Here is a 12272-nt window from a genome sequence, read left to right as displayed (position 1 = left end):
TGCCGAGTTCAGCTTCAGGGAAGATGGATCTTCAAGGTTTTCACCAACTAAGCAATGGGGCTTTTTCCCGGCCGGTTCAATAGGCTGGAGGGTCTCTCAGGAAGATTTCTGGAAAAATTCATCTGCCCTGTCGTTCATTAACGACTTAAAGTTCCGTGCATCATACGGTAAGGTTGGTGATGATTCAGCTTTAGCTTATCAGTTTCTTACCGGCTATCGCTACCCTGCAAATGGCGACAATAACCAATTGCCTCCGGGTTCTGTTTTTGATGGCACGTTTGTAAACGGGGTGCAAAATTTAGGTATTGCTAACCCTAACCTAACCTGGTTTAATGCCGAAACATACAACGTAGGTTTTGACCTGGAAGCCTGGAATGGATTATTAGGCGCAACAGTTAACGTTTTCAGACGTGACAGGACAGGTTTGTTAGGCACGCAGGCATTAAGCCTGCCAAGTGTTGTAGGTGCAGATCTTCCGCAGGAGAACCTGAACAGCGACCGTACTCAGGGTTTTGAGTTAGAGCTTAGCCACCGCAACCATATTGGCGCGTTCACCTATTTTGTAAAAGGTAACATGGCTTTTAGCCGCACAAAAAATCGCGAAGTGGTACAGGCGCGTGCCGGTAACTCACAGCTTAACTGGCATAATAACAACAACAACCGCTGGAACAACATTTACTGGGGATATGGTGCCGCCGGCCAGTTTCAAAGCTACCCGGACATCCTGAACAGTTCGCAGTATGTATCGCGTAACGCGGTAGTTGGCGATTATCAATACCAGGACTGGAACGGCGATGGCCAGATAACCGGTGATGATGTGCACCCAATAGCTTATAACAGTGCACCATTAACCACATTTGGCTTAACACTTGGCGGTTCATACAAAGGTTTTGATTTTAACACTGTATGGCAGGGAGCAGCAAATGTTACCGTATCATATATGGAGCAGCTGAATATCCCGCTATGGGGTGGTGGCAGCGCACTTACCCAGTTTATGGATAGGTGGCACCCTGCCGATCCTAACGCCGATCCTTACAATCCAAACACCGTATGGATACCGGGGCGCTATGCTTTAACTGGTACCACTGCCGATGTAAACTCAATGTTTAACATACAGGATGCCTCATACGTAAGGCTAAAATCTGCCGAACTGGGTTACAGCCTATCGCCTGGCTTTGCCAAAAAAATAGGTATTAAAGGCGCAAGGATATTCGTGAACGGATACAATATTTTAACCTTCACCGGTTTAAAATACCTCGATCCTGAACACCCTTCAAGCACTTACGGGTACCTGTATCCACTAAACAAGACATTCTCATTAGGCGTAAATGTTAAATTATAAAAAGCTTACGATCATGAAAAAATATACATTCATCATAGCATGCATTTTTATCTGCTGGACCACAGCATGTAAAAAGCTGGACGTACCCCCTATCAACATCATACAGGATAAGGACGTTTTTACAAGTACCGGTGGCATCCAGGCTTACATGGCACGCATTTATAGCCAGCTGCCAATTGAGGATTTTAGGTACTCACCACAAAGAGGTTTAAATTTTTTCTGGATAATTAGCCCGTTCCCCGCTGTTACGGGCGAGGCCCTGAGCCGCGACCAGACAGGCGCCATGCAGGAGAACGTTGACGAATCGCCATGGGGCGATTCTTATAAACTGATAAGGGATGTTAATTACTTTTTAGAGAACATGCCAAAATACGCGGCCACTTACACCCCCGAGCAGGTTAACGCCTGGTTAGGTGAGGCCCGTTTTATACGTGCGGCCACTTATTTTGCATTGGCAAAACGTTATGGCGGCGTGCCTATTATTGATAAGGTATTGCAAGTACCCGCGGCAAATGTTGACGACCTAAACGTTGCCCGTTCATCTGAAGAAGCAGTGTATGATTATATAGCCGCCGACCTTGATTATGCTTACACAAACATGGGCGAAACAAACCAGTTAGGCAGGGCTAATAAATATGTAGCGGCAGGGTTTAAATCGCGCGCCATGCTTTACGCGGGTTCTATTGCTAAGTACAACCAGGTAACACTTGTTGATGCTGCCGGTAACCGGGTTTGCGGTATCCCTGCAACAAAAGCGGTAAGCTATTTTAAAGCAGCGTATGATGCTGCCGTGTTATTAGAAAACAAATACACGCTGTACAAAAATGGCTGGAAAGCCGGTGATAAAGCAGCCCAGTATCAAAACTATGTTGATATGTTTTTTGATAAGGGTAGCTCAGAGAATATTTTTGTAAGGCAATATCATTACCCCGAATCTGTACACGGGTATGATGCATACAATGTTCCACGCCAGCTAATGGGCGCTAACGGCTACTCATCAGAAGTTAACCCAACCCTCAATTTTGTGGAGATGTTTGATGGTCTGCCTAAAAACGCCGATGGTACCATCAAAACCATGACAGCCGGTAAATACGACCTGTACACCAACACCATGGATCTGTTCGCTAATGCCGAACCAAGGCTAAGGGCAACCGTTATCCTTCCCGGCGACGTATTTAAAGGCCAAAGCATCGAGATTCGCCGTGGTATTTACACTGGCAGCTCGGCAGGTGGCATCAGTCCGCTTTTGCCAGCTGGTTCAACAGCAAATTACCCAACGGCTAATATTGTACAGTCATCAAACGCTACCCAAACCCCATACAATTTACCTGGTGGTGGTACGCTTAACCCGGCAGGTTTAAGCGGTGTGTTTAGTGGTGATGGTACCTGTGCTATATCGGGGTTCTCGGTACGTAAATGGCTGGCACCTGATAAACCAACATCAGAGGTTTTAGAAAACCGCTCAGACCAAACCTGGATTGAACTGCGTTACGCCGAAGTATTATTGAACCGCGCCGAAGCCGCTTATGAATTAAACACAGCAGGCCAAAATGATAAAAACTACTTGCAGGATGCTTTTGCAGATATTAACCAGATCCGTGAGCGTGCCGGTGCTGATATGTTAGCCAGCGCAGCCAACCTGAACAGTATCGATATCGTGCGCAAAGAGCGCAGAAAAGAGCTGGGTTTTGAGAATAAAACCTGGTGGGATATGAGAAGATGGAGAATTGCCGATAAAGAGCAAAACTCAACCATTTACAAGATCCTGATGCCTTTCTACTCTGCCAACGACAAGAAATACTTTTTTGACTCACGCACGGACGAGCGGAACGCGCGCTACACATTTGATGTACGCTGGTATTACGAGCAGATCCCGAATGGCGAGATCCAGAAAAGTCAGAAGTTAATTCAAAACCCAGGCTATTAATAACAAAAGAAATCATGAAAAAGATATTATATACACTTGCTATATGCGCAGTTGCCTTAGTTGGCAGTTCATGCAGCAAATTAGATGATTACGCCGCACCATCCGAAACCCTAAATGGTAGCGTAGTTGATGCAGGTACCGGTAAAACGGTGCAAACCGAACAAGGGAGCGGCACCCGTATAAAACTGCTTGAAATAAGCTGGAGCAATAACCCAACACCGTTTTACATAGCCTCTATGCAGGATGGTACTTTTAACTATACCAAGCTGTTTGCCGGCAAAAACGTGATAAGCGCCGAAGGGCCGTTTGTGCCAATGGTGCAAACAGATAATACAGGTGCAACCACTGTAGATAAAAGCCAGACGGTTGATATAAAAGGAACAACAACCGTTAATTTTTCTGTTGAACCCTTTTTAAGGATAGAGTGGGTTGGCGAGCCTGTGCTTAATGCAGATGGCACCATAACTGTACAGGTTAAAATTAACCGTGGCACTAACGATCCAAACTTTCAGCAGGATGTTAGCGATATCAACCTGTATGTAAATTCAAACAAGTTTGTAGGTAACAATAATTTCGATGACCGTTACTCGCCGCTTACAAGCTATGGCGGTACAGATGGCAATGCCAAACTGGGTCAAACTTTAACGCTAACTACTAAAGGCGTATTACCGGGCCAGCGCCAGTACTTTATAAGGGTTGGTGCCCGCACAAATTACGGCCTTAAATACTATAACTATACCGATGTAAAAACGGTAACCGCCCCATAAAAACAGCTAATAACACCTGCTTAAGCGTATGCAATTATGCTTAAGCAGGTTAATAACAAAATCCTATGAAACAACTTTTATTCTCCTGCTGCCTGGCAGCGCTAACTGTTAGCGCCCATGCCCAGGTAACAAATCCCGCTCCGTTAAAGCAAAAAACCGCTTTTCAAACCAGCAGCCCGTGGATGCCCGAAATCGATGTACGATCTGACATAGCCATTGTTTACGGTGTAAACGACAGGCCCGGGATGACGTTTGAGCAGCGCGTAAAAACCTGGCGCGACCATGGTTACCAGGCCCAGTTTATGACAGGTATTGCCTGGGGCGATTACAAAGATTATTTTTTAGGTAAGTGGGATGGTATTAACCATTTAGGTGTTGGCCAGGTTACGCAAAAAGGCGATACCATATTTCATGGTAGGGATATGCCTTATGTTGTGCCGGTAAAATCATTTATCGAGTACATGAAAACCGCCGTCATCAAAAGGGTGATAGATGCGGGTATAACCGATATCTTTTTAGAAGAGCCCGAGTTTTGGGCAAGGGCGGGTTACAGCGCACCGTTTAAAGAAGAATGGCAAAAATATTACGGTTTCCCATGGAAACCACAGGATGCATCGGCAGAGAATACCTACCTGTCCAGCAAGCTTAAATATCACTTGTATTACGAGGCTATAAAAGAAACATCTAACTACGCCAAAGCCTATGGCAAAAGCAAGGGTAAAAACATAAAGGTGTTTATTGCCACGCACTCACTGGTTAATTACTCGTCATGGCAAATTGTTAGTCCGGAAGCCAGCCTGGCATCCTTGCCCGGTATTGATGGCTATATAGCACAGGTGTGGACGGGCACCTCGCGAGAACCGACATACTTTGACGGTCAGAAAAAAGAGCGTGTGTTTGAGAACGCGTTTTTAGAGTACGGTTCCATGGTATCTATGACAGCACCAACAGGCCGTAAGATGTTCTTCCTGACTGACCCTATAGAAGACTGGCCACGCGACTGGGCCGATTACAAAAAGAATTACCAGGCAACATTCACCGCCAAGCTATTATATCCAACCGTAGCCGATTACGAGGTAATGCCATGGCCCGAGCGGATCTATACCCACCCGTACAAGGTGGCTAACAGTAATGAAAAGGTGCTGATACCACAATACTATTCCACCCAAATGCAGGTAATGGTAAATGCTTTGAACAGCATGCCGGCATCAACCAATAGGGTAACTGGCGTAAATGGTATTGGCGTTTTAATGAGTAACTCACTGATGTTTCAGCGTTTCCCAACCCATAACGGGTTCGAGGATCCGCAGTTTTCTAACTTTTACGGGCAAACTTTGCCGTTGCTAAAACGCGGCGTGCCGGTACAAACCGTACACATGGAAAACCTTTCCTACGCAGCTACCTTAAAAAATATAAAGGTGCTGGTAGTGAGCTATTCAAACATGAAGCCTGTATCAGCCGAAATTCATACAGCTTTGGCCAAATGGGTTAAAGAGGGTGGTGTGCTGATCTATGCCGGCCGCGATGACGATCCGTACCAATCGGTAATGGAGTGGTGGAACACCAAGGGCAATAAGTTTACAGTACCATCGCAACACTTATTTAAACTATTAAATATTGATGCGGCATCGGGTAAGCAAAAGTTCAGCATTGGCAAAGGCACGGTATACATTTTAAGGCAAAATCCTAAAGAGTATGTAATGGAAGCTAACGCCGACACCAAATTTGTGGATGCAGTAAAGCAAGGTTATGAAACCGATGCCAAAGCAGGCAAGCTTATGTTTAAGAACAGTCTTTATTTAGAGCGCGGCCCTTACGATGTCGTATCGGTAATGGACGAAAACCCGGATAGCAAACCATACACTATAAAAGGCCCTGTTATCGACCTTTTCGATCCGCAACTGCCAGTACTGGCCGAGAAGGTTATTAACCCCGGGGAGCAATCATTATTATATAACGTTAACCGCGTGGCCAATAAAACCAAACCACAGGTTTTGGCTGCCGCTGCCAGGGCATACAACGAGGTTATACAGCCTAAAAGCTATTCATTCGTAGTGAAAAGCCCTGTAAAAACTCTGAATAGTATGCGCGTATTACTACCGGCAAAACCTAAAACCACAAAGGTTACCGATAGTAAAGGGCAGGAGGTTGCCGATGTAAAAACATCATGGGATGCATCTTCAAAAACCGTGTACCTGGGTTTCGCGAATGACCCGGAAGGAATTAAAGTTAGTTTAAGTTGGTAAATATTGAGGTTGGTTTAAGAACCAGTTACTGCTACCATACATGGGTTTTGCCCGTGTATGCGTAGTGTGACTGGAATAACAACACGTGTTTATGAACATCAAGATATTTAAATGAAAAAATTATTATTAGTTGCCCTTTTTGCCCTCCCGATTATTGCGTCAGCACAGGTTAGTAAAACAAACCTTGTCGATCTGGTTAACCCGCTTATGGGTACCGACTCCAAACCATCCCTATCCAACGGGAATACATACCCGGCGATAGCATTGCCATGGGGCATGAATTTTTGGACGCCTCAAACAGGTAAAATGGGCAGCGGCTGGCAATACACTTATAATGCCGATAAACTGGTTGGCTTTAAACAAACGCACCAGCCATCCCCCTGGATGAATGATTACGGGCAGTTCTCTATTTTCCCCGAAACAGGAAAGATACGGGTTGACGAAGGCGAACGCGCCAGCTGGTACTCGCACAAGGCAGAGATTGCCAAACCTTATTACTACAGCGTTTATCTGGCCGATTACGACGTAACAACCGAAATTACGCCGACAGAACGTGCCGCCAGTTTTAAATTTACTTTCCCAAAAAGTGACAGCTCACACATTGTGATCGATGCTTTTGATAAAGGATCGTATGTAAAGATCATCCCCGGTGAGAATAAGATTGTTGGCTACAGCACCCGCAACAGCGGCGCGGTGCCCCAAAATTTCAAAAACTACTTTGTTATTTATATAGATAAGGCGTTCAAGAATGCTTCTGTATGGCATAATAAGGATATTGAAGACGGCAAGCTGGAATATACCGGCGACCACGCCGGTGCTGTCATCAGTTTTAAAACCACAAAAGGCGAAGCCGTTAACCTGCGTGTGGCGTCGTCATTTATCAGCATAGAGCAGGCCGAACTTAATTTAAAGCGCGAGCTTGGTAAAGATAGCTTCGAGGCCACCAAACAAAAGGCCAAAGCCATCTGGAACAATACTTTAAGCCGGCTTACAGTTGACGGTGGAACGATTGACCAAACCCGCACCTTTTACTCTTGCTTGTACCGCATGCTTTTCTTCCCCAATAAATTGTATGAGCTGGATGCCAAAGATCAGATAGTTCACTATAGTCCGTATAACGGTAAAGTACTGCCTGGTTATATGTTTGGAGGCACCGGCTTTTGGGATACCTTCCGGGCCTTGTATCCATTCCTGAATTTGGTGTATCCATCCATCAATAAGGAAATGCAGGCCGGTTTGGTGAATGATTACAAAGAAGGCGGCTGGTTGCCCGAGTGGAGCAGCCCCGGTTATGCTGATGTAATGGTAGGTAATAACTCTGCATCTGTAGTTTCTGAAGCTTACTTAAAAGGTGGCCGCGGATACGATATCAACACCCTTTACCAGGCATTGCTGCATGGGGCAAATAACACCGGCCCCGGCGCGGCAGGCAGGCGCGGGGTAGATTATTATAACACCCTGGGTTATGTGCCTTACGATGTAAAAATAAACGAGAATGCGGCCCGTACGCTGGAGTATGCGTATGATGATTTTGCTATTTACAAGTTGGGTAAAGCTTTAGGACGCCCGGCATCAGAAACCGATATCTACAAAAAGCGCAGCCTGAACTACAAAAACCTGTTCGATCCGCAAACCGGGTTAATGAGGGGTAAAAATAAGGATGGCAAATTCCAAACCCCTTTCAATCCTTTTAAATGGGGTGATGCTTTTACGGAGGGGAACAGTTGGCATTATACATGGAGCGTTTTCCATGATGTGCAGGGCCTGATAGGCCTGATGGGCGGCAACCAAAAGTTTGTAAACAAGCTCGATTCGGTGTTTATCCTGCCGCCGGTATTTGATGATAGTTACTATAATTCGGTTATTCACGAGATACGGGAGATGCAGATTGCGGGCATGGGTCAATATGCTCACGGTAACCAACCGATACAGCACATGATATACCTGTACAATTACGCCGGCCAGCCCTGGAAAACGCAGAAGCACGTGCGCGATGTAATGGATAAGATGTATAAACCAACACCCGATGGTTATTGCGGCGATGAGGATAACGGGCAAACATCTGCCTGGTATGTGTTTTCGGCAATGGGCTTTTACCCGGTAACACCTGCAAGCGACCAATACGTGCTTGGTGCGCCGCTGTTTAAAAAAGTAACCGTTAAGTTGCAGAATGGCAAAACCATCAATATTAACGCGGCTAACAACAGTGCGCAAAACAAGTATGTAAACAGCTTAAATGTTAATGGCAAACCATATTCGTTTAACTGGCTTAGTCACTCGGCTTTGTTAAAAGGCGCTACGCTTAATTTTAACATGTCGGCGCAGCCAAATAAACATAAGGGGATTAAAGCTGCCGATGTACCCTACTCACTATCTAACGAAAAATAAGTAACACACATCTACCTATGAAAAAAATATTTTATATACTGCTAGCCAGCTTGTTTATTACAGTGATAGGTTGCAGTAAAGGCTCGGAGAACAAACCACCTGCTGTAAAACCAGTTGACCCGCCAGCAACAGCTGACCCTACATTTACCGCGGCTGATGCAACAACCGCTTATACTGCATTTAACAGGTACTATTATAACACGGCAAAAAAGCTGTATTACAGCACCACACAACAGGATGGCCTTGGCGCTATATGGACACAGGCCATTTACTGGGATATGGCCATGAACGTTTATGAACGTACCAACGACCCGGCACAGCTTACCCTGGTTAATGATATTTATCAGGGTGGTTTTGACCAGTACGATGGCTATAACTGGGATAACACCACCACCTGGTTTATTTATGATGATATGATGTGGTGGGTAATGGCACTGGCACGCGCTAACCAGATGACCGGCAACCAGGTGTACCTGCAAAAAGCAATTGCCGGGTTTAACCGCGTTTGGAATGGATCATACGATGCGGTTAACGGCGGTATGTTCTGGGATTTTCAGCACAGCGGTAAAAACGCGTGCATCAATTACCCGACGGTTATAGCGGCCATGCGTTTGTATAAATTAACCGGCGATGCAAGTTATCTCACAAAAGCAAAATCGATATACGCATGGGCTAAAACCAACCTGATGGATGCCGCCGGCCGTATAGCCGACCATAAAATTGGCAACAATGCGCCCGGCTATGAAGATTATACCTACAACCAGGGTACAGCTATTGGCGCGGCTATGGCCTTGTATAACGAAACCAAAGACGAGGCTTACCTAAACGACGCCAAGTTAGCCGCCGATTATACCAAAGCCAGAATGGGCGCCAACGGTATTTTACCAGCCGAGGGCGACTTTAACGAGCAGGGCGTGCTGAAAGCTATTTTTGCCCAATATATTATGCAGCTAATTACCGACGGTAAGCAAACCCAGTATTTGGATTGGGTTAAAACAAACATCAACACCGGCTGGAACAACCGCGATAAAGACCGTAACCTTACTTGGAGAAATTATGCTTTGGCTGCGCCGAGAGGTATCATGCAATCGTACGAAAGCAGCAGCATTGTAACCTTTATGCAGCTGTATTTTAAGAAGTAAACAAACAACCATCTACCTATTATAACATCCAAAAAGCGCTTCCGAAAGGGGCGCTTTTTTACTTATTGATGTTTTTGGGGTGATCTTCAAAACCTGACACAATGATATAGGTTCCTATATTGTTAATAACCTTATAGCTAATAGAGAGGATTAAAGAGGGTTTAACGGCTAATGAGTTCGCTTAACAATTATTGATAAGTTTTAAGGGCTTTTGAACATAAAGATTAGCTTTTATTTATTATTTTAGGTCTTCAATTCAGCTTCGTTTATGATTCTGCGTTATCAACGGATAGTGCAGATCCTAAACCACTTGTAATAAGGTAATAAAGGATCATTTTACATCCATCATTATTTTAATTTACTAAAATCAGATCTCCCATTTTTTTATTAACATCTAATTATCAAAAACGATGAGTACCATTACAGTAAAAGACGGAACAGAAATTTATTACAAAGACTGGGGAACAGGGCAACCACTTTTCTTTCATCACGGCTGGCCATTATCAGGCGATGACTGGGACGGGCAAATGATGTTTTTCCTGGCACAGGGGTATAGGGTTATTGCGCATGACCGCCGGGGGCATGGCAGGTCGAGCCAGACTGCCGAAGGCCACGATATGGATACCTATGCAGCTGATGTAGCAGAGCTTACCCAAGCTCTTGACCTAAAGGATGCAATACACATCGGCCACTCTACCGGTGGTGGCGAAGTTATCCGTTATGTTGCCAAATATGGCAAAGGCCGTGTAGCCAAAGCGGTACTGATAAGTGCGGTCACCCCGATTATGGCAAAAACTGAGAGTAACCCCGACGGTATCCCGTTATCCATATTTGATGAGATACGTGAAGGTACGGCTACAAAAAGGCCGCAATACTTCCAGGATTTTACCATGCCGTTTTATGGTTATAACCGCGAGGGGGCCAAAATATCACAAGGCGTTAGGGATAATTGGTGGCGACAGGGAATGATGGGTGCGATTAAAGCACATGTTGACTGTGTGAAAGCTTTTTCTGAAACAGATTTTACAGAAGACCTTAAAAGTGTGGATTTGCCGGTGCTTGTTCTGCACGGCGAAGACGACCAGATTGTTCCATTCCCGCTTACGGCGGTAAAGGCTGTGAAATTGCTGAAAAACGGAAAATTAATCTCGTACCCGGGCTTTCCGCACGGTATGCCAACTACCGAAGCTGCAACCATCAACAGAGATTTGCTGGCTTTCATTAAAGAGTAAAATATTTATCATTAATTACCGTATTACAAAAGCTGCCGCCATTTAATGGTTGGCAGCTTTTATATTTACAGGCAAATTATACGTTATGCTTTCTAAAGAAACACTGGCCCGGTTAGCGGTTTTATGTTTAACAGTACTTTCCGGTGTAACGTATGCCCAGGCACAGTTGCCGATAGCTACAAACCTGAATAAAGCGTATGCACAGCATACCCGCAGTTTAAGCGGTGCACCCGGCAAGGCCTACTGGCAAAATAGTGCAGACTACCAGATCAACGCAAGCTTTACTCCAAACACAAGAGTGTTAAGCGGTAAGGTTAATATAAGCTATCAAAACAACAGCCCCGATACCCTTAAGCAAGTTGTGTTTAAGCTTTACCCCAATTTATACCAGCAACAGGCAATGCGTAATACGCAGGTATCGCCCGAAGATTTAACAACCGGGGTAGATATCACCGCAATGCAGTTTGATGATAAACCTGTAGAGCCAAAGAAATGGGTGATAAGAGGTACTAATATGTATATCAGAGGGGTTGTAATACCACCCGGTGGTAAAGCTAGCTTTGATGTGGCTTACACTTATACTTTAAATAAAGGGTCGTTTATCAGGACAGGGCAGGTTGATAGCGGTGCTTTTATGATAGCTTATTTTTTCCCAAGGATAGCGGTTTATGATGATACCGACGGATGGAATGAATATCCTTACGTAGGTAAAGAAGAATTTTATAACGATTACTGTAATTTTAAAGTGGAATTAACCATCCCCGGGAATTACCAGTGCTGGGCAACCGGCGATCTTACCAATGCGGATTCGGTATATCAGCCAAAAATTGTCAAACGGATAGCCGATGCCACTAACAGCGATTCGGTTACCAATATTATTACCGCTGCAGAAGTAAAAGAAGGTAATATCACCCGGGCCAGCCAAACTAATACCTGGAAGTTTGAGGCTAAAAATGTTACTGACTTTGTATTCGCCATTAGCAACCATTATGTTTGGAAAGCGTCAAGCGTACTTGTCGACCCAAAAACAAGGCGGCGCACCCGGGTTGATGCTGTTTATAACCCCGAGCATAAAGCCTTTGAACCAGTTATTGGTTACGCCCGTAAAACGGTGGAACTGATCAGTTACAAAATACCCGCCGTTCCGTTCCCTTATCCGCACCAAACAATTTTTGAAGGGCTTGATGCTACTGAGTACCCCATGATGGTGAATAACCTGCCTTTTGAA

At 45.0% G+C, this 12272-nt stretch carries 6 protein-coding genes and 2 pseudogenes; all 8 read left to right on the top strand.

The features are described from left to right. Window positions 1-1342 (top strand): annotated as a pseudogene (locus tag WC615_RS19555) (hypothetical protein); the annotation flags it as partial. Window positions 1343-1355: 13 nt separating this feature from the next. After that, window positions 1356-3269, top strand: a complete 1914-nt coding sequence (locus WC615_RS19550; RefSeq protein WP_372979750.1) for a RagB/SusD family nutrient uptake outer membrane protein — start codon at window positions 1356-1358, stop codon at window positions 3267-3269. A gap of 14 nt (window positions 3270-3283) precedes the next feature. Continuing rightward, window positions 3284-4036, top strand: coding sequence for a DUF3823 domain-containing protein (locus tag WC615_RS19545; RefSeq protein ID WP_372979749.1), 753 nt, complete (start codon window positions 3284-3286; stop codon window positions 4034-4036). A 65-nt stretch (window positions 4037-4101) separates the two neighbouring features. Beyond that, window positions 4102-6282 (top strand): hypothetical protein, encoded by a 2181-nt coding sequence (locus WC615_RS19540; RefSeq protein WP_372979748.1) that lies wholly within the window; start codon window positions 4102-4104, stop codon window positions 6280-6282. Between the two features lie 111 nt (window positions 6283-6393). Then, window positions 6394-8670, top strand: a complete 2277-nt coding sequence (locus WC615_RS19535; protein ID WP_372979747.1) for a GH92 family glycosyl hydrolase — start codon at window positions 6394-6396, stop codon at window positions 8668-8670. Between the two features lie 17 nt (window positions 8671-8687). After that, the gene (locus tag WC615_RS19530) at window positions 8688-9812 is read left to right on the top strand and encodes a glycoside hydrolase family 76 protein (RefSeq protein WP_372979746.1); all 1125 of its coding nucleotides are present in this window, start codon (window positions 8688-8690) and stop codon (window positions 9810-9812) included. A 410-nt stretch (window positions 9813-10222) separates the two neighbouring features. Further along, window positions 10223-11044, top strand: coding sequence for an alpha/beta fold hydrolase (locus WC615_RS19525; RefSeq protein WP_372979745.1), 822 nt, complete (start codon window positions 10223-10225; stop codon window positions 11042-11044). A gap of 85 nt (window positions 11045-11129) precedes the next feature. After that, window positions 11130-12272, top strand: a pseudogene (locus WC615_RS19520) (peptidase); the annotation flags it as partial.

Source organism: Mucilaginibacter sp. (assembly GCF_041663085.1).
Taxonomy (GTDB): domain Bacteria; phylum Bacteroidota; class Bacteroidia; order Sphingobacteriales; family Sphingobacteriaceae; genus Mucilaginibacter.
The sequence above is the reverse complement of the archived record's forward strand: the minus strand, read 5'-3'. Positions and strand labels throughout refer to the sequence as shown.

Coding starts and splice junctions, on each gene's coding strand:
- WC615_RS19525 (WP_372979745.1), top strand. CDS start 10,223: ATGAGTACCATTACAGTAAAAGACGGAACAGAAATTTATTACAAAGAC.
- WC615_RS19545 (WP_372979749.1), top strand. CDS start 3,284: ATGAAAAAGATATTATATACACTTGCTATATGCGCAGTTGCCTTAGTT.
- WC615_RS19540 (WP_372979748.1), top strand. CDS start 4,102: ATGAAACAACTTTTATTCTCCTGCTGCCTGGCAGCGCTAACTGTTAGC.
- WC615_RS19535 (WP_372979747.1), top strand. CDS start 6,394: ATGAAAAAATTATTATTAGTTGCCCTTTTTGCCCTCCCGATTATTGCG.
- WC615_RS19530 (WP_372979746.1), top strand. CDS start 8,688: ATGAAAAAAATATTTTATATACTGCTAGCCAGCTTGTTTATTACAGTG.
- WC615_RS19550 (WP_372979750.1), top strand. CDS start 1,356: ATGAAAAAATATACATTCATCATAGCATGCATTTTTATCTGCTGGACC.